Source organism: Leifsonia sp. 563 (assembly GCF_040545055.1).
In the GTDB taxonomy this organism is placed as follows: Bacteria; Actinomycetota; Actinomycetes; order Actinomycetales; family Microbacteriaceae; genus Leifsonia.
The window spans coordinates 34,125-57,831 of record NZ_JBEPLE010000001.1; the positions used below are offsets into that span (position 1 = coordinate 34,125).

The 23,707-nt window shown below is 71.1% G+C and carries 29 protein-coding genes; 17 read left to right on the forward strand and 12 right to left on the reverse strand.

The window, feature by feature from the left end; all coding sequences use genetic code 11:
• Positions 1–83 precede the first annotated feature (83 nt).
• From ABIC47_RS00145 to ABIC47_RS00175, 7 genes are read left to right on the forward strand one after another with little or no spacing between them, the layout of a single operon-like run.
• Positions 84–1,313, forward strand: coding sequence for a molybdopterin molybdotransferase MoeA (locus ABIC47_RS00145; RefSeq protein ID WP_354476234.1), 1,230 nt, complete (start codon positions 84–86; stop codon positions 1,311–1,313).
• Positions 1,310–2,302 (forward strand): bifunctional molybdenum cofactor biosynthesis protein MoaC/MoaB, encoded by a 993-nt coding sequence (gene moaCB, locus ABIC47_RS00150; protein ID WP_354476236.1) that lies wholly within the window; start codon positions 1,310–1,312, stop codon positions 2,300–2,302. The genes ABIC47_RS00145 and moaCB overlap by 4 nt, the downstream gene beginning before the upstream one ends.
• The gene (locus ABIC47_RS00155; protein ID WP_018190418.1) at positions 2,299–2,712 is read left to right on the forward strand and encodes a molybdenum cofactor biosynthesis protein MoaE; all 414 of its coding nucleotides are present in this window, start codon (positions 2,299–2,301) and stop codon (positions 2,710–2,712) included. The genes moaCB and ABIC47_RS00155 overlap by 4 nt, the downstream gene beginning before the upstream one ends.
• Before the next feature lie 36 nt (positions 2,713–2,748).
• Positions 2,749–3,153 carry a TOBE domain-containing protein gene (locus ABIC47_RS00160; RefSeq protein ID WP_089875280.1) on the forward strand — a complete coding sequence of 135 codons (405 nt, stop codon included), beginning with the start codon at positions 2,749–2,751 and terminating at the stop codon, positions 3,151–3,153.
• The gene (modA, locus tag ABIC47_RS00165; protein ID WP_354476239.1) at positions 3,150–3,959 is read left to right on the forward strand and encodes a molybdate ABC transporter substrate-binding protein; all 810 of its coding nucleotides are present in this window, start codon (positions 3,150–3,152) and stop codon (positions 3,957–3,959) included. Before ABIC47_RS00160 ends, modA begins: the two co-directional genes overlap by 4 nt.
• 16 nt (positions 3,960–3,975) lie before the next feature.
• Complete coding sequence (locus tag ABIC47_RS00170; RefSeq protein ID WP_354476241.1) at positions 3,976–4,791, forward strand: ABC transporter permease; 816 nt, start codon at positions 3,976–3,978, stop codon at positions 4,789–4,791.
• On the forward strand, positions 4,788–5,828 hold the full coding sequence (locus ABIC47_RS00175; RefSeq protein ID WP_354476243.1) for a sulfate/molybdate ABC transporter ATP-binding protein: 1,041 nt from the start codon (positions 4,788–4,790) through the stop codon (positions 5,826–5,828). The genes ABIC47_RS00170 and ABIC47_RS00175 overlap by 4 nt, the downstream gene beginning before the upstream one ends.
• Before the next feature lie 138 nt (positions 5,829–5,966).
• Here the strand turns inward: ABIC47_RS00175 and ABIC47_RS00180 are convergent, their stop codons facing one another.
• Both ABIC47_RS00180 and moaA read right to left on the reverse strand, forming a co-directional pair.
• On the reverse strand, positions 5,967–6,212 hold the full coding sequence (locus ABIC47_RS00180; protein ID WP_020075179.1) for a MoaD/ThiS family protein: 246 nt from the start codon (positions 6,210–6,212) through the stop codon (positions 5,967–5,969).
• A complete protein-coding gene (gene moaA / locus ABIC47_RS00185; RefSeq protein WP_354476245.1) occupies positions 6,205–7,296 on the reverse strand; it encodes a GTP 3',8-cyclase MoaA in 1,092 nt (363 codons plus the stop codon). The genes ABIC47_RS00180 and moaA overlap by 8 nt, the downstream gene beginning before the upstream one ends.
• A 79-nt stretch (positions 7,297–7,375) precedes the next feature.
• On the opposite strand from moaA, the gene ABIC47_RS00190 reads away from it, so the two are divergent.
• The 3 genes from ABIC47_RS00190 to ABIC47_RS00200 are packed head-to-tail and all read left to right on the forward strand — an operon-like array spanning position 7,376 to position 8,996.
• Positions 7,376–7,969, forward strand: coding sequence for a sulfite oxidase-like oxidoreductase (locus tag ABIC47_RS00190; RefSeq protein ID WP_354476247.1), 594 nt, complete (start codon positions 7,376–7,378; stop codon positions 7,967–7,969).
• A 14-nt stretch (positions 7,970–7,983) separates the two neighbouring features.
• Positions 7,984–8,733 (forward strand): FAD-binding oxidoreductase, encoded by a 750-nt coding sequence (locus ABIC47_RS00195; protein WP_018190410.1) that lies wholly within the window; start codon positions 7,984–7,986, stop codon positions 8,731–8,733.
• A complete protein-coding gene (locus ABIC47_RS00200; RefSeq protein WP_018190409.1) occupies positions 8,730–8,996 on the forward strand; it encodes a DUF6510 family protein in 267 nt (88 codons plus the stop codon). Before ABIC47_RS00195 ends, ABIC47_RS00200 begins: the two co-directional genes overlap by 4 nt.
• Positions 8,997–9,034: 38 nt before the next feature.
• Here ABIC47_RS00200 and ABIC47_RS00205 read toward each other — a convergent pair whose 3' ends face one another.
• Together ABIC47_RS00205 and ABIC47_RS00210 are read right to left on the reverse strand one after the other, a co-directional pair.
• Positions 9,035–11,026: an APC family permease gene (locus ABIC47_RS00205; protein WP_354476249.1), complete on the reverse strand. Its 1,992-nt coding sequence runs from the start codon at positions 11,024–11,026 to the stop codon at positions 9,035–9,037.
• A 40-nt stretch (positions 11,027–11,066) separates the two neighbouring features.
• A complete protein-coding gene (locus ABIC47_RS00210; RefSeq protein WP_354476251.1) occupies positions 11,067–12,569 on the reverse strand; it encodes an SDR family NAD(P)-dependent oxidoreductase in 1,503 nt (500 codons plus the stop codon).
• Between the two features lie 29 nt (positions 12,570–12,598).
• On the opposite strand from ABIC47_RS00210, the gene ABIC47_RS00215 reads away from it, so the two are divergent.
• The gene (locus ABIC47_RS00215) at positions 12,599–13,024 is read left to right on the forward strand and encodes a DUF1622 domain-containing protein (RefSeq protein WP_018190406.1); all 426 of its coding nucleotides are present in this window, start codon (positions 12,599–12,601) and stop codon (positions 13,022–13,024) included.
• A 23-nt stretch (positions 13,025–13,047) separates the two neighbouring features.
• Here the strand turns inward: ABIC47_RS00215 and ABIC47_RS00220 are convergent, their stop codons facing one another.
• Entirely contained in the window at positions 13,048–13,440 is a 393-nt protein-coding gene (locus ABIC47_RS00220) for a DUF5997 family protein (RefSeq protein WP_018190405.1), read from the reverse strand.
• Between the two features lie 33 nt (positions 13,441–13,473).
• Between ABIC47_RS00220 and ABIC47_RS00225 the strand changes: the two genes are divergently transcribed.
• From ABIC47_RS00225 to ABIC47_RS00235, 3 genes are all read left to right on the forward strand, one after another.
• Positions 13,474–14,127 carry a LysR family transcriptional regulator substrate-binding protein gene (locus tag ABIC47_RS00225; protein ID WP_354476253.1) on the forward strand — a complete coding sequence of 218 codons (654 nt, stop codon included), beginning with the start codon at positions 13,474–13,476 and terminating at the stop codon, positions 14,125–14,127.
• A 104-nt stretch (positions 14,128–14,231) separates the two neighbouring features.
• Positions 14,232–15,527 (forward strand): alpha-hydroxy-acid oxidizing protein, encoded by a 1,296-nt coding sequence (locus ABIC47_RS00230; protein WP_354476255.1) that lies wholly within the window; start codon positions 14,232–14,234, stop codon positions 15,525–15,527.
• 36 nt (positions 15,528–15,563) lie between these two features.
• Positions 15,564–16,040 (forward strand): acetyltransferase, encoded by a 477-nt coding sequence (locus ABIC47_RS00235; protein WP_354476257.1) that lies wholly within the window; start codon positions 15,564–15,566, stop codon positions 16,038–16,040.
• Here ABIC47_RS00235 and ABIC47_RS00240 read toward each other — a convergent pair.
• The 4 genes from ABIC47_RS00240 to ABIC47_RS00255 all read right to left on the reverse strand — a co-directional run bounded on the left by ABIC47_RS00240 (position 16,037) and on the right by ABIC47_RS00255 (position 19,231).
• Positions 16,037–16,444 (reverse strand): cupin domain-containing protein, encoded by a 408-nt coding sequence (locus tag ABIC47_RS00240; RefSeq protein ID WP_354476259.1) that lies wholly within the window; start codon positions 16,442–16,444, stop codon positions 16,037–16,039. The genes ABIC47_RS00235 and ABIC47_RS00240 overlap by 4 nt on opposite strands.
• A gap of 16 nt (positions 16,445–16,460) precedes the next feature.
• Entirely contained in the window at positions 16,461–17,384 is a 924-nt protein-coding gene (locus tag ABIC47_RS00245) for an NADP-dependent oxidoreductase (RefSeq protein WP_354476261.1), read from the reverse strand.
• Between the two features lie 86 nt (positions 17,385–17,470).
• Positions 17,471–18,499: a 6-phosphofructokinase gene (locus ABIC47_RS00250; RefSeq protein WP_018190399.1), complete on the reverse strand. Its 1,029-nt coding sequence runs from the start codon at positions 18,497–18,499 to the stop codon at positions 17,471–17,473.
• A gap of 117 nt (positions 18,500–18,616) precedes the next feature.
• Complete coding sequence (locus tag ABIC47_RS00255; RefSeq protein ID WP_354476263.1) at positions 18,617–19,231, reverse strand: CYTH domain-containing protein; 615 nt, start codon at positions 19,229–19,231, stop codon at positions 18,617–18,619.
• A 76-nt stretch (positions 19,232–19,307) separates the two neighbouring features.
• On the opposite strand from ABIC47_RS00255, the gene ABIC47_RS00260 reads away from it, so the two are divergent.
• Together ABIC47_RS00260 and ABIC47_RS00265 are read left to right on the forward strand one after the other, a co-directional pair.
• Positions 19,308–19,700, forward strand: a complete 393-nt coding sequence (locus ABIC47_RS00260; protein WP_020075189.1) for a DUF3224 domain-containing protein — start codon at positions 19,308–19,310, stop codon at positions 19,698–19,700.
• 43 nt (positions 19,701–19,743) lie between these two features.
• On the forward strand, positions 19,744–19,944 hold the full coding sequence (locus tag ABIC47_RS00265; protein ID WP_018190396.1) for a hypothetical protein: 201 nt from the start codon (positions 19,744–19,746) through the stop codon (positions 19,942–19,944).
• A 72-nt stretch (positions 19,945–20,016) separates the two neighbouring features.
• Here ABIC47_RS00265 and ABIC47_RS00270 read toward each other — a convergent pair whose 3' ends face one another.
• The 3 genes from ABIC47_RS00270 to ABIC47_RS00280 all read right to left on the reverse strand — a co-directional run bounded on the left by ABIC47_RS00270 (position 20,017) and on the right by ABIC47_RS00280 (position 23,233).
• On the reverse strand, positions 20,017–22,176 hold the full coding sequence (locus ABIC47_RS00270; protein WP_354476266.1) for a DEAD/DEAH box helicase: 2,160 nt from the start codon (positions 22,174–22,176) through the stop codon (positions 20,017–20,019).
• A 170-nt stretch (positions 22,177–22,346) separates the two neighbouring features.
• Entirely contained in the window at positions 22,347–22,694 is a 348-nt protein-coding gene (locus ABIC47_RS00275; protein WP_354476268.1) for a DUF6804 family protein, read from the reverse strand.
• 110 nt (positions 22,695–22,804) lie between these two features.
• The gene (locus tag ABIC47_RS00280) at positions 22,805–23,233 is read right to left on the reverse strand and encodes an RbsD/FucU domain-containing protein (protein WP_018190393.1); all 429 of its coding nucleotides are present in this window, start codon (positions 23,231–23,233) and stop codon (positions 22,805–22,807) included.
• Positions 23,234–23,426: 193 nt separating this feature from the next.
• Between ABIC47_RS00280 and ABIC47_RS00285 the strand changes: the two genes are divergently transcribed.
• A complete protein-coding gene (locus tag ABIC47_RS00285; protein ID WP_018190392.1) occupies positions 23,427–23,705 on the forward strand; it encodes a metal-sensitive transcriptional regulator in 279 nt (92 codons plus the stop codon).
• The last annotated feature ends 2 nt before the right edge of the window (positions 23,706–23,707 follow it).

The following is a 23,707-nucleotide window of genomic DNA, read 5'->3' on the forward strand; positions in this document are numbered from 1 at the left end:
AGCGCTCGTAAACGCACATTCGGCACGAATGTGCGGCGCGAAGCAGCACGCCGCGGGACGGACGGACGCGGGATACTGAACGCATGACAGGCGATCCCTCCGCGCACCCGCGCAGCGTCGAAGACCACGCCGGCATCATCGCGCGGATGCTCGCACCTCTCTCCGAAGAGCCCGATGCCGAGACGGTCCCGCTCGAGGCGGCGCTCGGCCGGGTGACCGCCGACGAGGTGCGGTCGGAGGTCGACCTCCCGCTGTTCCGCAACTCGCAGATGGACGGATACGCGGTGCGCGCGGCCGACATCCGGTCGGTGCCCGTCGCGCTCGAGGTGTCGGGCGACATCCCGGCCGGGCACACCAGCCCCATGACGTTGATCGCCGGCACCGCGCTGCGCATCATGACCGGCGCGCCCGTACCGTCCGGCGCGGACACGATCGTGCCCGTGGAGGACACCGAGCTCGTGCTCGGCCGCGACGACGACCTGGCCGGGGCGATCGTCGAGATCCGCCGGTCGCGCCGCGCCGGCGAGTACGTGCGCGAGCGCGGGAGCGACGTGCACCGAGGGGATGTGCTCCTCCCGGCCGGCACCCGGCTAGGCCCCCGGCACCTCGCCGCCCTCGCGGCCGCGGGCATCGCGAGCGTCCGCGTGCGGGCCCGCCTGCGCGTGGCCGTACTCACGACCGGGACGGAGCTCGTCGGCTCCGGCACCCCGGTCTTCGGACAGGTGTACGACGCCAACGGCATCGCCCTCGCGGCGCTCGTCGAGGAGGCGGGCGCGACCGTGTCGGTGCGCGCGAGCAGCGACGACGACCCGGCGGCGTTCGAACGCATCCTGGACGACGCGTTGCACCGCAGCGACCTCGTCATCACCTCCGGCGGCATCTCCCGCGGGGCCTACGAGGTCGTCCGTGAGGTGCTGCTCCCCCACGGCGCCGACGTGACGACCGTGGCGATGCAGCCCGGCGGCCCACAGGCGACCGCCGTGGTGGGCGGCGTCCCGGTGTTCGCGTTCCCGGGCAACCCGGTCAGCACGCAGGTGTCGTTCGTCGTGTTCCTCCGCGACCCGTTGCGCGCGGCGGCCGGTCTTCCGGCCGTGCCCCCGGTCGAGGCCGCGCTGAGCGAAGGCCTGCGGTCGGTCCCCGGGAAGCGCCAGTTCCTCCGCGGCAGTCTCGACGACTCGGGTGCCGTGTCCCCCGTCTCCGGTCCGTCGTCGCACCTCGTCGCCGGGATGGCCCGCGCCGAAGTCCTCATCGACGTGCCCGCCGAGGCGGAGGCGCTCGACGCCGGCGCCGCCGTGACAGTCTGGACACTATGACGCAGCTCACCCACCTCGATTCCGACGGCCGCGCCCGCATGGTCGACGTCGGCGGCAAGCCCGAGACGGACCGCGAGGCTGTCGCGCGCGGCCGGTTCGTCACCACCCCCGAGGTGATCCGCCTGGTCGCCGCCGACGACCTGCCCAAAGCGGATGTTCTGGCCACCGCGCGTATCGCGGGCATCGGCGGGGCGAAGCGCACGAGCGAGCTCATCCCGCTCTGCCATCCGCTTCCGCTGAACAGCGTGCGCGTCGACTTCGAGCTCGACGCCGAGGCGGGCGCGATCGACATCGAGGTGGTCGCGCGGACACACGGTCGCACGGGCGTCGAGATGGAGGCGCTCACGGCCGTCGCGGTCGCCGGCCTCACGCTGCACGACATGGTCAAGGCGGTGGATCCGGCCGCCAGCCTCACCGACATCCGGCTGGTCGCCAAGAGCGGCGGAAAGCGCGGCGAGTGGCGGCGCGATGGCGAGGAGGTGGAGGCGCCGGCTGAGTCCGCATCCACGGAGCCGGCCGTCGCCGCGCCCGCGATCGTCCTCGTGGCCTCCACGCGGGCGGCGGACGGCGTCTACGAGGACACCACCGGCCCGGTGATCGCCGACTGGCTGGCAGAGCGACGGCTCCCGGCCGACGTGCGTGTCGTCGCCGACGCCGAGGTGGATGCGGCCCTGCGCCAGGCGGTCGCCGAGCGTCCCCGCGTGCTCATCACGACGGGCGGAACTGGCGTCTCGCCCACCGACCGGACACCGGAAGCCACTGCGGCTCTGCTCGACCGGCAGCTTCCGGGCGTCGCCGAGGCCCTGCGTACGCGCGGCGCAGCGGCGACCCCGCTCGCCGCCCTCAGCCGCGGGGTGGTCGGTGTGGCGGGGTCGACGCTCGTGGTCAACCTGCCCGGCTCGCGCGGCGGCGTCGCCGACGGACTCGCGGTGCTGGACGACCTGCTCCCGCACCTGCTCGACCAGCTGCGGGGAGGAGACCACGCATGAGCGACATCCTGGCCACCGTCACGGACGACCCGCTAGAGCCGTCTACCGTCGACGAGTTCGTGTGGCGCACCGATGCCGGAGCCGTCGTGTCCTTCCAGGGGATCGTGCGCGACCACGACGGCGGCAAGGGCGTCGTGTCGCTCGACTACCGCGCGCATCCCGAGGCGGAGACGTTCCTCCGGGAGTGCTGCGAGGAGGTCGCACGGACGACCGGGCTGCGGGTGGCCGCGCAGCACCGCGTCGGCTCGCTCACCATCGGCGATCTCGCCCTGATCGCCGCGGTCGCCGCGCCGCACCGTGCCGAGGCCTTCGCCGCCTGCGCCGAGCTGGTCGAGATCATCAAGGCGCGGGTGCCGATCTGGAAGCGACAGCACTTCACCGACGGCGACTCGGAGTGGGTCGGGTTGTAGCTCGATTTCCGCATCTGCGGCCGTAGGATGGCATCCATGCCGCAGATTCGGATCAAGGACGCCGCCCTCTACCTCGGTGTGAGCGACGACACCGTGCGCCGCTGGATCGACGGCGGTGTGCTCGGGAGCGCTCGCGACGAGGCCGGCCGCACCGTCGTCGACGGACTGGAGCTCGCTCAGCTGGCCAAGCAGAACGCGGTGCTGCCCGGCGACCCGTCCGGCGTCGCGGGCTCGGCGCGCAACCGATTCGTCGGGCTCGTGACCGACATCGTCATGGATCGGGTGATGGCCCAGGTCGAACTGCAGTGCGGCCCGCATCGCGTGGTGTCGCTCATCAGCAGCGAGGCCGTGCGCGAGCTCGGCCTCGAACTCGGATCGGTCGCGGTCGCCGTCATCAAGGCGACCAACGTCATCGTCGAGGCTCCGGCGGTGGCCCGATGAAGGGGCTTCGTCGCATCGCCCGACTGGCGAGCGCAGCAGTCGCGGCTGTCGCTCTCTGCTCCCTGGCCCTCGCCGGATGCAGCAGCCCGGCCGCATCCACGCCGTCGGCTCCGCGCTCCTCGGACGGCGTGACCGGCACGATCACGGTGTTCGCCGCCGCCTCGCTCACGAAGACGTTCACCGAACTCGGCACGCGATTCGAGGCCGCGCATCCCGGCACGAAGGTCACGTTCTCGTTCGCCGGCTCCTCCGATCTGGTCTCGCAGCTGACCGCCGGCGCCCCGGCTGACGTGTTCGCGTCGGCCGATGAGGCGAACATGACGAAGGCGGTGGATGCGAAGGTCACCAGCGGCTCGCCCGTGGACTTCGCGACGAACGTGCTCGCCATCGCGGTGCCGCCCGGCAACCCGGCGCACGTGACGGGCTTCGCCGATCTGGCCTCCCCCTCCGTCAAGACGGTCGTGTGTGCGCCGCAGGTGCCGTGCGGTGCCGCCACCGCGAAGGTGGAGAAGTCGGCCGGCGTCACCATGACGCCGGTGAGCCAGGAGTCGTCGGTGACCGACGTCCTCGGCAAAGTGACGTCGGGCGAGGCAGACGCGGGGATCGTCTACGCCACCGACGTGAAGGGTGCCGGCTCGGCGGTCGAATCCGTTCCGTTCCCGGAGGCGGCGGAGACCGTCAACGTCTACCCGATCTCCGTCGTGGCCCAGGCGCCGAACGCCGCGGGCGGGAAGGCATTCGTCGCGTACGTGACCGGGCCCGCGGGGCGCGCGGTGCTCGCCGCCGCCGGGTTCGGGGCACCGTGACCGGCACGGGTCCGCGATGAGCATCCGGCTGGGCGTTCCGCGCTGGATCGTGGTGGTCGCCGCCGTCGGCGGCCTGTTCATCGTGCTCCCGTTGATCGCGATGGCGGCCCGCGTCGACTGGGCGGACTTCATCCCCCTCATCACCTCGCCATCGTCGGTGGATGCGCTCCTCCTCAGCCTGCGCACGTCGCTGCTGGCGACCGCCGCCTGCTTGGTGCTCGGCGTCCCGATGGCGATCGTGCTCGCCCGCGTGCCCTTCACAGGAAGCCGGGTCGTGCGGGCGGTCGTGCTGCTGCCGCTCGTGCTGCCGCCGGTCGTGGGCGGCCTCGCGCTGCTCGCCCTCTACGGCCGCCGTGGGCTGCTCGGCGGTGCGCTCGAAGTGGCCTTCTCGACGCCCGCCGTGGTGATCGCGCAGACGTTCGTCGCCCTCCCCTTCCTGGTGCTCAGCCTGGAGGGCGCACTGCGCTCTGCCGGTGAGCGCTACGAGGCGGTGGCGGCGACGCTCGGTGCCCGGCCATCCACAGTCCTGTTCCGGGTGACGCTGCCGCTGGTGCTTCCGGCGATCGTCTCCGGGTCGATCCTGTCGTTCGCCCGGGCGCTCGGCGAGTTCGGCGCGACCCTGACGTTCGCGGGCAGTCTGCAGGGCGTCACCCGGACGCTGCCGCTGGAGATCTACCTGCAGCGGGAGACCGATCCCGATGCCGCTGTCGCGCTGTCGCTGGTGCTGGTGGCCGTCGCCATCGCCGTGGTCGCGGTGGCCCACGGCGCGGGCGAGGGTCTCCGTCCGCGCCGGGCGAGCGCCGATGCCGACGTTCGCGCGAGGGCGGCGTGAGCCTCCACCTGGCGGCGTCGCTCGCCGCGCGGGACGTCGCGGTCGAGCTCACCGTCGCCGACGGCGAGACGCTCGCTCTGCTCGGGCCGAACGGCGCGGGCAAGTCGACGGTGCTCGGGATGCTGGCCGGGCTCGTCCGACCCGACGAGGGCCGTGCGACGCTCGGCGACCATACCCTGTTCGACCTCGCCGGCACGTGGCGGCCGCCGCATCAGCGGGGCGTCGCGCTGCTCGCGCAGGACGCCCTGCTGTTCCCGCATCTCAGCGTCCGCGACAACGTGGCCTTCGGGCCCCGGTCGTCGGGTGCCGGCCGTGCCGACGCCCGCGAGCGGGCCGACGAGTGGATGCGCCGGACCGCGACGGCGGAGTTCGCCGACCGGCGCCCCGCCGAGCTGTCCGGTGGGCAGGCGCAGCGGGTCGCGGTCGCGCGGGCACTGGCCGCCGAGCCGCGACTGCTGCTCCTCGACGAGCCGCTGTCGGCGCTGGATGTCGCTGTCGCCGCAGAGCTGCGAGGCACGCTCGCCGGTGTGCTGGCGGGGCGCACGACGGTCCTCGTCACGCACGACGCGCTGGACGCCTACCTCCTCGCCGACCGGGTCGCGGTCATGCACGAGGGTCGCGTGATCGAGCAGGGACCGATGCGGCAGGTGCTCGAACGGCCACGGAACCCCTTCACCGCTGAGCTGTCGGGGCTGACGCTGGTAGCCGGGGCACGGACGGCCGACGGGCTCGTCACCGGCGACGGGATGCGACTGCGCGGCAGCGCGGTCGCGCCCGTCGAGGTGGGCGCTCGGGCGCTGGCGGCGGTACGTCCGTCCGCGGTGCGCGTGCTGCCCGACGGTGATGGGAGCGACCGGCCCGAGCGCATCCACGCGACGGTGACCGGTCTGGAGCCGCAGGCCGACCTCGTCCGCGTTCGCACCGACCGCCTCGACGCACTGGTGCCGCCCGCCGACGTCGCCGACCTCCGCCTCCGTGTCGGCGACCGCATCACCCTCGACGTTCCGCCCTCCGCCGCAACCGTCTACCCCGCCTGACCCCCTCGGGCCTCCGCCCACCGTCGAGTCCGCAAACTTTGCACGCTGAGGGGGCGGATTCTGTGCAGAGTTTGCGTACTCGACGGTGGGCGGACGGGCGCACGCGACGGGGACGGGAGGGGAAGGGACGGGACGGGGTCAGCCGCCGGCGAAGGGCGGCAGCACGTCGACGGTGGCGGTCAGCTCGCGGGAGGGGTCGCGCGAGACGACGCCGCCGACGAGGAACGAACCGGAGCGCACCACGCGCTCCATCGGCTCGCCGTAGCGCGACACGAGTTCGGCCTGCAGACCTCCGACGGTCGCGTCCGCGACCTCCACGCGCTCCTCCGGCCGCCCCGCAGCCTCCTCCGCCGCGGCGAAGTAGCGCACCAGCACCTCAGCCACCGATCGCCCCCATGCTCCGCACCGGCGGGGCGAACCCGGCCGCATCCATCCCGTGACCGGCCTGCTTTCCCCACATGGCCGCGCGCCACCAGCGGGCGATCTCGGCGTCGTCCGCCCCGCCGCGGAGCAGCCCGCGGAGGTCGGTCTCATCGTCTCCGAAGAGGCACGACCGCACAGTGCCCTCGGCGGTGATGCGGGTGCGGTCGCAGGCCGAGCAGAACGAGCGGGTGACCGACGCGATGATCCCGACCGTGGCGGGGAGCCCATCCACCGTCCAGCCGTCGACCAGCCACTCCTCCGCGGGGGCGTGCGGGTCGTCGCGACCCGCCTCGATGAGGGTGAAGCGCTCGCCCAGCACCGAGAGCAACTCCTCGGCCGACACCATGTTCTCGCGCAGCCACGACCGGTCGGCGTCGAGCGGCATCTGCTCGATGAACCGCAGCCGGCAGCCGTTCTCCAGCGCCCACGCGAGGAGGTCGGGGGCGTCGTCGAGGGTGTCGCGCATCATCACCGCGTTGAGCTTCAGCGGGGTGAGCCCGGCAGCGTGCGCCGCGTGGATTCCGGCGAGCACGGCGGGCAGGCGGTCGCGCCGGGTGAGCCGGGCGAAGTGCTCCCGGTCGACCGTGTCGAGCGAGACGTTGACGCGGGTGAGGCCGGCGTCGACGAGCGAGCGGATGCGGTGGTCGAGTCCGATGCCGTTGGTCGTGATCGACAGGTCCACCCCGGGAGCCACCGCCGCCGAACGGCCGATGATGTCGGCGAGATCGGCGCGCATCAAGGGCTCGCCGCCGGTGAACCGCACCTCGCGCACGCCCAGATCGCGGACGCCGATGCCGACGAGCCGCGCGATCTCCGTCGCACTCAGGAGGTCGTCGCGCGGGATCGCCGGCAGACCCTCCGCGGGCATGCAGTACGTGCAGCGCAACGAGCACTTCTCGGTCACCGACACGCGCAGGTCACGTGCAACGCGCCCGAACCGATCGACGAGACCGGGATGCTCGGGCCGCCCCTCGGTGCTGGGCGCCGACGGCGGCGCGGCCTGGCGCTGCGCACTCAGCGGGAGCCCCAGGTTGACGGCGGTCATGTCATCACCCTAGACCGCTCTCCCGACAACACCGAGTCCGTCGTAGACCCGGTGGCATGCGCGGCAATAAGCTTCCCCCATGGGAATCATCTCCTCCGGCTTTTCGGGCCGTCGCAGGGCCGACGACCCCCGCCTGCCACCGGGTCAGTATCTGACCGAGGGCTTCCCGGTGCTGTCGGCCGGGCCGACGCCCCGCATCGCCAAAGACGACTGGGCGTTCACCATCACCACCGAGAAGGGCGACGTCCACCGCTGGAGCTGGGATGAGTTCCTCGCGCTCCCGCAGGAGGACGTCAGCACCGACATCCACTGCGTCACCAGCTGGTCAAAGCTCGGGACGTCGTGGCGCGGTGTGGCGCTGGACACTCTGTTCAAGGATGTCGACACCAGCTTCGAGTACACGATGGCCCACAGCTACGGCGGCTACACGACCAACGTCCCGCTCGCCGACCTGCTCGGCGGCAAGGCGTGGGTCGCGCACAGCTTCGACGGCAAGGACCTCGAGCCCGAGCACGGCGGTCCCGCCCGGCTCCTCGTGCCGCACCTGTACTTCTGGAAGAGCGCCAAGTGGGTCAACGGGCTGCAGATGCTCCCTCAGGACCAGCCCGGCTTCTGGGAGCAGAACGGCTACAACATGTACGGCGACCCCTGGAAGGAACAGCGCTACTGGTGAGCAGCGTATGGCGGGTGGCCGACGTCGTCGCCACGCGGATGGAGACCCCGACGGCCCGCACCATCCGGCTGCGCATCCCCGGATTGCACGGCCACCTCGCGGGGCAGCACGTCGACATCCGGTTGACGGCGCCCGACGGCTACCAGGCGGTCCGGTCGTACTCGATCGCCTCCGGCGGCGGACGCGGAGCCATCGAACCGCATGACCTCCCCGACGACGAGCTGGAACTGACGGTGGAGGAGCTCGCCGACGGCGAAGTCTCCCCCTACCTCGTCCGCGACCTCGCCGACGGCGACCAGCTGGAGGTGCGCGGACCGGTCGGCGGCTGGTTCGTCTGGCGCGACGGCGACACGACGCCGGTGCAGCTGATCGCCGGCGGTTCGGGCGTCGTCCCGCTCATGTCGATGGCGCGGGCGCACGCCGCCGCCGCGAGTCCTGCGCCGTTCCGGATGCTCTACTCGCTGCGCTCCCCCGCCTCCGGGTACTACTCGGATGAACTCTCGGCGCTGGCCGCCGACACGGCATCGCCGCTCCAGCTCGACTACGTCTACACGCGGCAGGCTCCGGAGGGCGCACCGGCGCCCGCCCGCCTCACCGCCGAAGGCCTCATGCGTCGCACCATCCCGGCCTCCGACTCCCCCACCTTCTTCATCTGCGGCTCCACGCCGTTCGTCGAGGCGGTCTCCGGCTGGCTCGTCGACGCGGGTCACGAGGCGGCGCGCATCCGCACCGAACGCTACGGCGGCATCGGAGGCACGCCATGACGGATCAGGACTTCCTCGACGGGAACGCCGCGGCCGGGATGCTGTCGGAGGTCTTCGCGGCCGATGTCACCACCGCGGTCGGCTGTTGCGGCAACTGCGGCGACGAATCGGTCGTCGCGCGCGGTCGCGTCTACCTGGACGAGCACGGCCTCGTCGTGCGCTGCTCGGTCTGCGGCGACGTGCTGGCGGTCGCGTCGGAGCGGGCCGGCCGCCTCTGTCTCGACCTGCGCGGCCTCGCCTGGCTGGAGTTCGCGGTCGAGTAGCCGCGCTCAGGACACGTGGCGCTCAGGACACGTGGCGCTCAGGACACGTGCACGGCCGGGCGCCGCTTGACGTCCTTCTCGGCCTCCCGCAGCACCTCGCGCGTGACGGGAGCGACCTCTCCGACGCCGGTGATCAGGTAGCGGAACATGTTCGAGATCGGGTTGCCCTCCGTCCACTCGAAGTAGATCGCCGGCACCACACCGGTGATGTCGCGCATCTCCAGCAGCACGGCCGCGATGGTGTTCGGCACGTTGCCGCTCCGCACCTGCAGCACCCGGTAGCCGTGCTTGACGACGCCCTGCACCTCCAGGTCCTCCTCGAAGTCGGAGGAGTCGGATGGCAGCACCTCGAGGAAGATGGTGCGCGACCGCTGCGGGATGTGGCTGAACTTCCGCTCGTCCTTGTTCTTCTGCGCGTACTCCTTGTCCGTGTCGACGTCGGGCTCGTGCGAGATGATCCGGATCTCGCCCTCCTCCGCGTCCTCGAGGATGAAGTCGAGGGCCGTCACATCGAACGTGACGGAGGTGGCGCGCAGCTGGAACGACCGGCCGATGCGCGACACGATCGACACGATCAGGATGGCGAGGATGAACAGGGTCGCGATCCGGAGGCCGTCCGGCCGCTCGATGATGTTGTCCACCGTCGTGTAGACGAAGATCGCCGTGATGATGCCGAACGCGACCATGCGCTTCCGCTGCCGCTTGCGCCGCGCCGACAGCGTAACCGCGAGGGAGGCGGACGTGATGAGCACCAGCACGCCGGTCGCGTAGGCGCCACCCTGCGCATCCACGCTCGCCTCGAAGACCAGCGTGATGAGGAACGCTATGGCGGTGAAGACGAGCACCAGCGGACGCACCGCGCGCGCCCACTGCGGCGCCATCCCGTACCGCGGAAGGTAGCGCGGCACCAGGTTGAGCAGGCCGGCCATAGCGGAGGCACCCGCGAACCAGAGGATGAGGATGGTCGAGATGTCGTAGACCGTGCCGAAGCGGTTGCCCAGGTACTCGTGCGCGAGGTACGCCAGCGCACGGCCGTTGGCCTGTCCGCCGGGCTGGAACTCGCGCTGCGGGATGAGCAGCGTCGTGGTGAAGCTCGACGTGATCAGGAAGACGCTCATGATGATGGCCGCCGTGGTGAGCAGCCGCCCCGCGCCACGGATGCGGCCCTTCGGGTAGGCGGGATCGTCGTCCGGCCGTCCCTTGATCTGCGGCATCACGGCGACGCCGGTCTCAAAGCCGGAGAGGCCGAGCGCGAGCTTCGGGAACACGAGCAGCGCGACCCCGACGATGACGAGCGGGTTGCCGTTCTGTTGGAACAGCGCCTCCGACCAGTCGGTGACGGCGGTCGGATGCACGAACACCTGGACGATGGAAACGCCGACCACGACGACGTTGAGCGCGAGGTATACGGCGACCAGCACCACCGCGATGCCGATCGCCTCCTTGAATCCCCTGAGGAACACGGCGCCCAGCAGCGCGAGCAGGAACAGCGTGATCAGCACGTTGTTGCCGTGGAACCAGTCCGGCGCGTACGGGTTCTCGATCGCGTGCGCCGAGGCGTCCGCCGCCGACAGCGTGATCGTGATCATGAAGTCGGTCGCCGCGAAGCCCAACAGCACGAGCACCAGCAGCTTGCCCGCCCACCACGGCAGCAGCCGCTCCAGCATGGCGATGGAACCGGAGCCCTTGAAGCTCTCGCGAGCGACCCGGCGGTAGACCGGCAGCGCGCCGAGCAGGGTGAGGGCGACGAGCACCAGCGTCGCGAACGGCGAGATGAGGCCGGCGGCGAGCGCCGCGATGGCGGGCTGGTAGCCGAGGGTGGAGAAGTAGTCGACACCGGTGAGGCACATGACCTGCCACCACGGGTGGGTGCGTTCGGGGTTGCGGCCGTGCGGTCCCTGCTGGGTGCCGCGCTCATCCACCAGTCCCGTGAGCAGCCAGTGCCGGAGCGCGCCGCCCTTCGCCCGTTTCGGGGTGGGCCGCGCCTGACCGGGCACGGGGGAAAGCTGCTGGTCGGGAGTGCTCGACATCGGCATCCTTCCGCTCATGCCTTCGTCGTCAGCGTAGCGCTCACCAGGCCGAGGCACGGTAGTCCTTGAGGAAGACGCCGTGCAGGTCCTCTCCGGCCTCTCCGCGGACGATCGGGTCGTAGACGCGGGCGGCGCCGTCGACCAGGTCGAGCGGGGCGTGGAAGCCCTCCTCCGCGAGCCGCACCTTCGTGTGGTGCGGGCGCTCGTCGGTGATCCATCCCGTGTCGACGCTCGTCATGAGGATGCCGTCGGTCTCGAACATCTCGCCGGCGCTCGTGCGCGTGAGCATGTTGAGTGCGGCCTTCGACATGTTCGTGTGCGGGTGACCCGGCCCCTTGTAGCGGCGGCCGAAGACACCCTCCATCGCCGACACGTTGACGATGTACGACCGCCTGGCGGCGGCGAGGGAGGGACGCAGCCGGTCGATCAGGATGAAGGGAGCGGTCTGGTTGCACAGCTGCACCTCGAGCAGCTCAAGCGCGTCGATCGCTCCGATGTTCTGCGTCCAGCTGTTCACGTGCGCGACGTCGGGGACGAGCCCGCCCGCGTCGATGGCGGTGCCGTCCGCATGCTTCTCAAGGGACGACGAACCGGCGGCCATCGCGACCGCCGCCAGGTCGTCCGCTGTGAGCGCGGCCGCGCCGGCGACCTCGGCGATCGTGCCGCGGACGTCAGCCGCCGACAGCAGCGGGTGCGCCGCGACCGAGCGCTCCAGGGCGAGGGGATGCGGGTCGGCGGTGTGCCCGAACGTCTCGAGCTCCGGCAGCGGACCGTCGGGAAGCGGCTGCGTCTCCGCCTCGGCCAGCAGGGAGTACGCCCCGGGCGAGCGACGGACGGTCTGCGCGGCGTTGTTGATCAGGATGTCGAGGGGTCCGCGCTCGGCGACCGAGTCGGCCAGCGCGATGACCTGCGCCGGGTCGCGGAGGTCGATGCCGACGACCCGGAGCCGGTCGATCCAGCGCCCGGCGTCGGGCAGCCGCGAGAACCGGCGCACCGCATCCCGCGGGAACCGGGTGGTGATGGTGAGGTGGGCGCCGTCGCGGAGCAGCCGGAGGGCGATGTGCATGCCGATCTTGGCCCGGCCGCCGGTGAGCAGCGCGCGCTTGCCGGTCAGGTCGGTGGTCGCGTTGCGCTTGGCGTGGCTGAAGGCCGCGCACGACGGGCACAGCTGGTGGTAGAACCAGTCGACCTGCGTGTAGTCCTGCTTGCAGATGTAGCAGGCGCGCGGCGTGATGAGGGTTCCGGCGGTGTGGGATGCGGTCGTGCCCGAGGTCAACTCGCGCCCGCGCGTCTCGTCGTCGATGCGGTCGGGAGCACCGGTGGCAGTCGCGGCGATGACGGCGCGGTCGGCCGCCTGCACCTGCTCGCGAAGCTGCCGCTTCCTGGCCTGCTTCGACGCCTTGAACATGTGCGCGGTCGCCCGGCGTACGGTCACGTAGTCGGGATGCTCCTGGTCCAGCTCGTGCAGCTGTCCGAGGACGCGGAGGGTGACGGCGAGTTCGTCGGGGTCGAGGCCGGAGGACGCCGGGGTTTCGGGAGGCACCGGAGAATTCTACGTGGCACCATGAGCACATGGATGCGCACGCGTTGTTCGAAGCGACCGGCACGGCGTTCGAGTTCGCCGGTGTCGCCGCGATGGCGATCGGCCTGGTGGTCGCGATCGGCCTGTCGCTGGTCGCCTGGCGGCGTCAGCGCAGCGGCGCTGCGGCGTTCCGGACACTGCGGGAGAGCTTCGGCGGCGTCATCCTGCTGGGTCTCGAGATCCTCGTCGCGGCCGACCTGGTCAAGACCGTTACGTCGACGCCGTCGCTGACGGATGCGGTGGTGCTCGGGATCATCGTGCTGATCCGCACCATCCTCAGCTTCTCGCTGCAGGTCGAGATCGACGGTGTCGCGCCGTGGCGGCGCGCGCTGGTCACCGGGCCGGAGACGATCGCGCGTGCCGCCCGCTCGGCGAACCGCACGCCGGACGGCACCCCGGAGCCGCGCGGAGCATAACGCTCCCGCCTACTCCACCCCGCCTACTCCTCTTCGGCCGCGCGCCGGGCCGCCCGCTCGGCATCGCGCTGCTTGACCCGCGCGTTCTCGGCGCGAACCGCCGCCTGCGTCGCCCGCTCGTCGACCAGCCACTGCGGCGGATCGGCCAGGAGGTCCTTGATCTGGGCGGTGGTCAGGGCCTCGGTCACCCCGCCGCGGGCGAGGCCCGAGTTCGAGACGCCGAGTTTGCGTGCCACCACGTCGCGGGGATGCGGACCCTCGGCGCGCAGGGTCTGCAGCCACTCCGGCGGCTCGGCGTTCAGCGCATCCAGCTCGGTCCGGCTGATCTCGCGGTCGCGGAAGTCGTCGGGCGCCGCCGGCAGGTAGATGCCGAGCTTCTTGGCCGCTGTGGCCGGTTTCATGGTCTGCGCCTTCATGTGCTCCAGGCTACCGTTCGCTACCCTCGTCAGGTGTCCTCCCGCTTCGCGATCGCCTTCCCGCTCGGTGTCACCGTCGGCAAGTGGACGCGCGCGTTCGAGCAGCGCCACCCCGACGTGGAGCTGGTGGTGCGGCCCAGCGACGATCCGCTCGGCGTGCTCGCGGCCGGAGAAGCGGACATGGTGTTCGCCCGCGACGCCGAGGCGGACGACGACCGCCACCTCATCCCCCTGTACGCGGAGGATGTCGTCGTGGTCGTGCACCACGAGCACCTGCTCACCCTCGAGGAGCACCTTCACCTCGCCGACCTCGAGGGCGAGCCCCGGGTTGCCGGCGAGCCGTCGGAGGCGTTCATGCGGAGCGTCGCCGCCGCCGACGGCATCGCGCTGCTGCCCGCATCGGTCGCGAAGGCCCTCCGTCGGAAGGACGTGGTGGCCCTCCCCCTCGAAGACGGCCCGCAGAGCCGCATCGGCCTGACCTGGCCGCGCGAGGGGCAGCATCGACTGGTCGACGACTTCATCGGCGTCGTGCGGGGGCGCACGGCGCACAGCTCGCGCAACCCGGAGGTCGCCGCGCGCGAGGCGGCGGACGGCCGCAAGGCCGCCGGTACGCGCGCCCCCTCTGGCGGCCGCACCCCCTCCGCCAAGCGCACGCCGCCCTCCCGCAAGCGCCCCCGCCGCCGCTGACCCCTCTCCGCCGATCGAGTTGACGCAACACGCCGCCCAGCGGCGCTTGCCGACGGCGTGTTGCGTCAACCGGATTCATCGGGTCCGGGCGGAGGATAGGAGGCATGAGCAGCGCCGGGCGCGACGCCCAGTCCGAGATCTACCGCGACGGTGTCGCCGGCCGTCGCCCGCGCATCCCCGTGGGATACGCCCAGCTCGAGCGGGCGGCGCAACGGCGGCTGAGTCGCGCGGCGTTCGCGTACATCGCCGGCTCCGCCGGCCTTGAGCGCACGGCGGACGCCAACACGGAGGCGTTCCGGCGGCGGCGCATCGTCCCGCGCGTCCTGCGCGACGTGTCGGCGCGCGACCTCTCCGTCGAGCTGTTCGGCGTCCGGCGGCCGACGCCGCTGCTGCTCGCCCCGATCGGCGTGCTGGAGCTCGCCCGGCGCGGAGGGGATGCGGCAGCGGCCCGCGCCGCCGCCGCCCTCGGCGTGCCGGCCGTGCTCTCGAACCAGGCGTCGCAGCCGATGGAGGAGGTCGTCGGCGCCATGGCGGACGTGGCGCCCGCCGCATCCCGCTGGTTCCAGCTGTACTGGAGTTCGTCGCGCGACCTGGTGGCGAGCCTCGTCGAGCGGGCGGAGCGCTCGGGATGCGAGGCGATCGTGGTCACGCTGGACACGCATGTGCTCGGCTGGCGACCGCGCGACCTCGCCCTCGGCTACCTTCCGTTTAGCCGGGGTCTGGGGATCGCGCAGTACACCTCCGATCCGGTGTTCCAGCAGCTGGTGCGCGAGCGGGCGGCCGTCGCGTCCGGGCCGCGCCCGACGCCGACCCCGGCTGCGGTCGCGGCCTTCGCCAGCATGCTGCGCCACCATCCCGGGCCGCTGCGCGAGAAGCTGCGGTCGGGAGAGCCGCTCGCCGCGGTCGAGACGTTCCTCGACGTGTTCGCCGACCCGTCGCTGACCTGGGACGACCTGGCGTTCCTCCGCGAGCGCACCCGGCTGCCGATCGTGCTGAAGGGCGTGCTGCATCCCGACGACGCCCGGCGTGCCCTCGACGCCGGGGCGGATGCCGTCCAGGTCTCGAACCACGGCGGCCGCCAGATCGACGGCGAGGTGGCGGCGCTCGATGCACTGCCCGGTGTCGTGGCGGCGGTCGACGGACGGGTGCCGGTGATCTTCGACAGCGGCATCCGCGGCGGTGCGGATGCGGTGATCGCCCTCGCGCTCGGCGCCCGTGCCGTCGCGATCGGCCGGCCTTACGCCTACGCTCTCGCGGTCGCCGGCGAGGCGGGCGTGCGGGAGCTGCTGCGCAACACGATCGCCGAGCTCGACATCACCCTCGGTCTCGCGGGCGCCCGCAGTATCGCCGAGCTGGATGCGGGCATCCTCTCGCCGACGCCCGCGCCGGTCGCTCACTAGGCTGGAAGATCGGTACCAGCCGAAGGGAGCCTGCTGATGTCCGAATCCACCGCGGCGCCTGTGAGCATCCGGGCCTCCGTCGGGGTAGCCGAGTACCCGGCTCTCGTGGCGATCTGGCGACGAGCCGTGGATGCGACGCACGACTTCCTCTCGGCGACCGACCGCGACGAGATCGAGGCACGGCTGGCATCCGACTACTTCCCCGCCGTCACGCTGTCGGTCGCCGACCGGGACGGCCGTCCCGTCGGCTTCTCGGGTGTGCTCGACGGCACGCTGGAGATGCTCTTCGTGGATGCGGCCGAGCGCGGCGGCGGGATCGGCACGGCGCTTCTCGATCACGCGATCCGCGACCACGGCGTCGTCCGCGTCGACGTCAACGAGCAGAACGCGTCAGCCGCCGGTTTCTACCGCTCCCGAGGCTTCGGCCTCGTCGGTCGGAGCGCGACCGACGAGGCCGGTCGTCCGTATCCGCTGCTCCACCTCGAGCTCGCATCGGCGAACCGGCACCGCTAGGAGACCGACGCCCCGATCAGCGACAGCAGCGCCTGCGCGTACGCAGTGGCGGCGTCGTCGTGCTCGAAGTACCGCTCCTCCCCCTCGATCAGCACGGTCACCCGGTAGCCGTCGGGCATGCGCGCGAGGTGGCGGAAGGTGCCGCCGAGCAGTTCGCGCAGCTGGTCCTCGCGCGGGATCCACAGGGCGTCCTCGACGGCGAGCGAGTCGAGCGCCCACTCCGTCGTGCCGTTGAAGCCGAGGATGGTACCGGTGTCGAAGTGGTGCGGCTCGATCGTCATCTCGCTGACGGTGAAGCGCTCCCCCTCCATGCCCGGTCGGTCGATGGCGAACGTGTCGCCCGACGCCGGCTGCCAGCGCAGCCCCGCAGTGCGAAGCTGCCGGGCGATGTCCTCTGCGATCATGGATGCTCCTTCACGGTCAGTCGGTGACGATGACGATCTTGCCGCGCACGTGGCCGCCCTCGAGCCGCGCGTACGCCTCCACCGTCCGTTCGATCGGGTAGATCGAGTCGATCGGCAGGACCAGCTCGTTCTCGGCGAGCAGGTCGGCGAGCTCGGCGAGGTCGTCGTTGGTGGCGGCGTGCCCGCCGACGTTCTGCGCTCCGCGCGCCTCCGGCCCGAAGACCGCGATGGAGTTGACGCGTTCGATCGGCACACCGAGTTCCAGCGCCGCCTCGATCGTCTCCGGGCCGTGGTTGTCGAGCACCGCGGTCACACGGTCGTCGTCGAGGACGTCGCGCACGCGCTCGGCGAGGCCGTCGCCGTAGGTCACCGGGATGACGCCGAGCGACTCGAGGAACTCGTGGTTCTCCTCGCTCGCCGTGCCGATCACCGTCGCCCCCGCGCGGACGACCAGCTGGGCGGCGAGCACGCCGACCCCGCCCGCTGCAGCGCTCACCAGCACCGTGTCGCGCTCGCGGATGCCCAGAGCGCGCACCGTGGCGAACGCCGTCCGGCCGACGACGCCGAGCGAACCGGCCACCTCAAACGTCAGCGGATCGGGTTTCGCGATCACCTGCCCGTCCTCCGGCACCACCACGAAGTCGGCGATGGAGGAGAACGGCGCCGTGCCGAGCACGGCCTGACCGAGCTCGAACCGCGTTACGCCGTCACCGATCTCCTCGACGAACCCGGCGAAGTCCTGTCCGATCCCGCTCGGCAGCGTCACGCCCATGTGCGCGGCGGCCCGCTCGTCGCGGTACGCCTTCACATCCATCGGATTGAGCCCGGCCGCCATCACGCGGACCAGCACCTGGCCGGGACCCGGCCACGGTCTCTCCCGCTCCACCACGTGCAGGTAGTCGCGGGAGCCGAACTCATCGAACTGGACGAAACGCGGCACGGACGGGCTCCTTCCCTCTGGTAGCACGGAGCCTAGCCCCGACACCCCCGGAACAGCAGGGAGAGAGCCACAGGTGCAGCGAGCGCTCAGCCGAAGAGGAGCGCGGCCTCCTCGTAGCGCGCGGGCGGCACGGTCTTCAGACCGCCGGTCGCGTCGGCGATCGAGACGTTGACGACGTCGGTGCCGCGCAGCGACACCATGGAGCCCCAGCGACCCTCGTACACCGCATCCACCGCCGCCATGCCGAGGCGGGTGGCGAGGACGCGGTCGTAAGCGCTCGGGACGCCGCCGCGCTGCATGTGGCCGAGCACGGTCGCCCGCGACTCGATTCCGGTGCGCTCCTCGATCATCGGGGCGAGCATCTCGCCGATGCCGCCGAGGCGCGGCCGGTTGAACGCGTCCAGTCCCTTGTGCGAGTGCGCCTCCTCCATCGTGTCGAGGTGGAAGCCCTCCGACACGACGATGACGGGCGCACGGCCGCGGTCGCGGACCGACTCGACCCATTCGCAGATCTGCTCGATCGACTGCGGCTGCTCCGGGATGAGGATGGCGTGGGCGCCGCCCGCCATGCCCGAGTGCAGGGCGATCCAGCCGACGTGACGGCCCATGACCTCGACGACCATACAGCGCTGGTGCGACTCGGCGGTGGTGCGGAGGCGGTCGATCGCCTCGGTGGCGATCTCGACGGCCGTGTCGAAGCCGAACGAGTAGTCGGTGGCGGCCAGGTCGTTGTCGATGGTCTTCGGGACGCCGACGATCTTGAGCCCGGCGTCGGTGAGACGGCGTGCGGCCGTCAGGGTGCCCTCGCCGCCGATGGCGATGATCGCGTCGATGCCGTTCTCATCCATCATCCGCTGGATGTTCTCGGGGCCGCCCTTGTCGCCCTCGAACGGGTTGGTGCGGCTGGAGCCGAGGATGGTGCCGCCCTGGCGGGACAGGCCGCGGACGCTGTGACGGTCGAGCGGCATGATGTCGCCGTCGACCACACCGCGCCAGCCGTAACGGAAGCCGGCGAACTCGGAGCGGTACACGCGGTCGCCCTTCAGGACCGCGCCGCGGATCACCGCGTTCAGGCCCGGACAGTCGCCGCCGCTGGTGAGGATGCCGATCTTCATGCTGCTCCGTTTCTCAAGGCGTTCCCTGAATCATGCCCGGATGCCCCGGCCTGCACAAAATCGCACTGGACGCTGAGCGCGACGGGTGGTAAACGGGCCGGGTAGACCGTTCGGGTGTCAGAGGCCGAGGGCGCGCTGCAGCTTGGACGAGCTGGCCGACGGCCGGGCTCCCGCCGCGAGCAGGTGCTCCTCGATCTCGTCGAGGAGGGCGTTGCGGCGCTGACGGGTGTCGGGGGCCCCGCTCAGGAGCTCCACCTCCCACTCGCGCCACTCCTGCGTCGCGCCGGTCCGGAGGTTCTCGCTCCGGACGTGGTCGTCGGTGAGCTCGGCGACCTCGAAGCCGGCAGCATCCTGCAGCAGGACGCTGTCGCGCTCGTTCGTGACCCGGGCGATCGGGACGAGCGGTTCGTCGCCGATCAGCTCGCGCAGGTGCTGCCGCAGCTCGGCGGGCGGCTCGTCGCCCTCCGTGAGGTCCCAGTGCAGCTCGGTGCGGCCCTCCTCGGCGGGCAGCTTGACGTGCCAGCCGGCGTCGTGGCCGCCACGGCGCACGCGGACCGCGGTCCGGTGCTGGGCGAGTGCGAAGTCGTCCGTGTCGAAATAGGTGGCGACGAGCTCGTGCCGCTCGGGCTCCCCCTGCACCGCGATCGTGCCGACGCCGACGAGCTGAGGATGCTGCGCCTCGGCGTCGACGTCGTACTTGCGCTCGATCTCGGTCTGGGAGTGGTGGGGCATATCCCCTGTCTAGCCCACAATTCGTCTGTCGCGAAATTTCAAGCGGGCCGCCCGCCGCAGCCCCTACGGTGAACGCATGACCTCAGAGACGATCACCGCCCGCTTCGATGTCACCGGCTGGGAGCCGGCCGACCTGCCGGGCATCGACGGCGACTGGGTGGGCGCCGTCGTCATGCGGAAGACCTACACCGAGGGACTGGTGGGCGAGTCCGTCGCGCACTTCGTCTCCTCCGGCACCGAGGAGGGCGGGCGCGGCTACCTCGCCGCCGAGCGGATCACCGGCCGGCTGGAGGACGGGAGGGCAGGCTCGTTCACCGTCCACCACGGCGCGCTGCAGCATCCCGGAGACAGCTCTGCCTTCGGGAACATCGTGCCGGGCACCGGGACGGACGACTTCGCCGACTTCCGGGGAGCGGCCAGGATCGAGCACGACGACCGCGGCGCGTTCTTCGTCTTCGAGCTGGAGTGAGACCACCCTTCACGCCCGCAGCAGGCCGCTGTACCGTGGGGGCATGAGCGACCCCAGAGGACGTGAGTACCGAGACGACGAGGACCTCGACGACTTCCGCGAGGCGCAGGAGACCGACTACGAGCCGGAGCCCGTCATCCACGACCCGGAGGACGTGCCGGTGGTCGACGACGAGGACGACGAACTGCTCCCCGACGACGACCGCCCGGTGCCGATCGACCCCGACGACGCCGAGATCGCCTAGCCGACAGCTCCTGACTTTTTCGGCCGAATCGGCGTCTGGGACGCGAAAAACTCAGGAGCCGGCGGTGTGAGGTCAGGCGAGGGCGTCCGTCAGCAGGTGGATGAGGGCGTCGAGCTGCACGGAGTCGGCCGAGCCGACCTCGACATCGCTGCCGTCGAGGGCGCGCGCGGCGAGTCCCTGCTTGGCGTCGATGAGCTCGGCGATCTTCGAGTCGATCGTCTGCGCCGCGATGATCCGCCACGCCGTGACCGGCTCCTCCTGACCGATGCGGTGAACGCGGTCGATCGCCTGAGTCTGCTCCGCCGCCGTCCATGACAGCTCGGCGAGCACGACGTTCGACGCGGCCTGGAGGTTCAGGCCGACGCCCGCCGCTGTGAGCGAGCAGACCGCGACCGCGACCTCCGGGTCGTTGTTGAACGCGTCGATCTCCTTCTGCCGTGACAGCGCGGACTGGTCGCCGCGGATCGAGATCGTCTTCAGGTCGCGGGCCGCGAAGGCCTCCTCCGCCGCATCCATCACGTCGATGTGCTTGGCGAAGAACACCACCTTGCCGACCGAGCGGGCGAGCTGGGCCGTGTAGTCCGACGCGAGGCCGGCCTTCGCCTGGCCGATCCGGCGGACCATCGTGAAGACGTTCTCGCCGGACTTGGCCGACTTCGAGTCCTCCAGCTCGGACTGCGCGACCAGCCGGATGAGGTGCTTCTTGTGCGCCTCGTCGTCGCCTTCGAAGCCGTCCGGCCGACCGGCGGCCGCCGCGCGCTGGTAGCGCGTGACGAGCCGGGCGGCGAGGTCCTTCTCCGCCTGGCGGATCGAACGCCCGAGTTCGTCGTCGAGCTCGACCGGCAGGTCCACGACGCGACGGCTCGGCAGGTCGGCCGCGACGTCGAGCTTGCGCCGGCGCACGATGCCCATGTCGATGACGGCCTCGCGGGCGGCGGCGTAGAAGCCGAAGTCGGCGGGGGTCAGCCCGGTCTCCTCCAGGTGCTCCATGAGGGTGGCGGTCGGCTTGTTGCCGTCGATCCAGCCGAGGAACTGCCAGATCGCCTTGAAGTCGTCGATGTCGTTGATCAGCGGGGTACCGGTCAGGGCGATCATCAGCGGGTCGGGCGTGGTCGAGCGGATGGCGTCGGCCAGCCCCAGCACCAGGCGCGAACGCTGCGAGTGCAGGTTCTTGATGAAGTGCGCCTCGTCGACGACCATCCCCTTGAAGCCGAGCGTGCTCAGCCAGGAGAGGTGCCGATCCAGCACCTCGTAGTTGACGATGACGATGTCCGCGAAGGCGTCGAGGCCCTCACCGTCGCCGTGGATGACCGTTGCGCGACGCTGCGGAGTCCAACGCTCGACCTCGCGCGCCCAGTTCATCTTGACGACGTTGGGAACGACGGCGAGCAGCGGATACGCCCCGGCGACCGAGGCGGCGAGGACGGACTGCGCCGTCTTGCCGAGACCCGGCTCATCCGCGAGCAGGAAACTGCGGTGGCCGAGGCGCACGCTCTCGATGAAGCGCGACTGGTGGTGCATCAGCTCGAGTCCCTGCGGGGAGTAGCGGTCGAGCAGCGGGGCGGGCGGCAGGTCCATGCTGGCCGCCTGGCCTCCGGCGCCGTACTCGAACGACTTGAACAGCGGACCGAGCAGCTCCCACGAGTCGAGCCGGCGGCGCGGCGTCGGCGCGGATGCGCTGAGGCGGGAGAAGTCCGGCGCGAGGAACGGGTTGGACAGCTGGCGCGCCTTCACCGACGGCGGAACGACCTGCTTCTCCGCCAGCTCGGGCGGGATGACGCTGTCCTGCTTGGTGACCGGGCGCTCGATCGTGATGATCAGGTCGTCGGGCGAGAGCTCGGTTCCCGACTCCAGGAGCCAGTCACGGCGCATCTTCTGCGCGGTAGCCGTCGAGGGCGACTCGCTCTCGAGCAGCGAGATCAGGGACGTGTCGCGCGCCGCCGTCTTCGCCAGGATGGTCGCGATGCCGTCGAGGCGCTTCAGCTGCTCCGCACGTGCGGCGTCGCTGAGGTCCGGATCCGACTTCGCCCTGGCGCGCTCCTCGCGCATCAGGAACGCGATCACCTGGAACTTGGTGCGGTTCGTCGGCCCGAGCTTCTTGCCGTCGGCGGCCTTCGCCTCGACCTCGCGCACCTTGCGGGCGAGGACGGGGATGAGTCCGTCGTTGTTGGCGTGCCGGTTCTTCCGCTGCTGCGGCCTGGTCGGGCTGGTGCGCTGACCGGAACGAGACATGGTCCTCCAGGAGAGGCGTCGCGCACTGCCGGAGGGTGCGACGCCGTTTGGGCGTGAGGCCGGCGCGGCGGGGAGGTCGGGTACCGAGTGGACCGTGTTCGCCGCGAGTGACGCCGGGAGCGCGACGCAGGATGGCCGCGCAGCACCCATTTTACCGGATGTGCGGCCGTTCAGCGACGCGTGTCTGCGGGGATCTTGATCGTGACCGCCGCGGCGACGAACACGACGGCTCCCGCGATCGACAGACCCTGCAGTGCGACGCCGCCGAGCGGCAGCGGCCAGACCGGATTCCAGACCACCGCGAGCGGGATGAGGCCCGCGAACCACCACCACATCCGCGCCTGTCCGGCGAAGACGCAGAGGATGAGCGCGAGGATGCTGACCGCGTAGCGCACGTACAGGTACCAGTCGCCGCCGATGAGGGCGAGACCGGCGAGGAGCACGATCGCTCCGAGCAGGCCGGGGACCAGCGCGGCGCGGTTTAAGGCGGGCTGCTGCGGAGTGTGAGGTGCGGGCATCGGGAGTCCACTCTACGCAGTCCGGATGCCGGAAATGGTGCGCCCGCCCGATGGCGGAGACGTTCTCTCCGGTCGGGCGGGCGACGCTGTGTGGTGCGGGTCGCTGTCGGTTACAGCACTCCGCGGCGGAACAGGAATGCGCAGGGCGGGGCGTCGGATCCGACACGGACCGTGACGCTGGAGTTTCGGGCGAGCTCGAGGAACGGTTCGAGCTCGAGGCGGGTCATCGGGACTCGACGGAGTTCGGCGTCGGATGCGATCCCGTTCACTGCGAACGCGACGTCGGGTACGTCGTAGGGTTCGTCAGCGAGATCGAGGAACACGATCGGCGATGCATCGTCCTGGTCGAGCGGGAACACGGAGAGGATCGCCTCGGCGGCGGCCTCAGTCGTGACGTCGTCACCGAGGTGAACGACGGGCGTTGTTATCTTGTCCTCCGGGTAGCCGCTGCCGACGAGGGTAAGCGTCGCGCCATCATGCATCGCGTCGAGCGCGCTCAAGAGCGCACCGGACAGCAGCGGGCTGAGGTTCTTCAGCAAAGTCGGGCCTTTCCTGTTAAACGAATATTTCTCAACCCCTACGTGGAGGATAGACCCACCGGTATGTCCACACACGCCCCCTATTAGGGGGATACTTGTCTGTCCACCGTGCGCACACGCAGTCGAGATGCTCTGCGCGAACGCGATGGCGTACCCCCGCCGGGTATGAGCCTTCCGGGACTATCCTGAGGGGGTGATCGCAGACATCAAGAAGCGGGCGCTGCACCGCACGCGCATCCTCGAAGGCCAGCTCCGGGGCCTCGAGAAGATGATCGAGAACGAGGACTACTGCATCGACATCATCACGCAGTCCCTCGCCATCCAGAAGTCGCTCGGCTCGCTCAACAAGCTGCTGGTCGAGAACCACCTCCGCACGCACGTCTCCGAGATGTTCGAGGAGGGCGGCAGCGCACGGGACGACGCGATCGTCGAGCTGCTCAAGGTGTACGAGCTCTCCAACAACCGCGGCTAGGC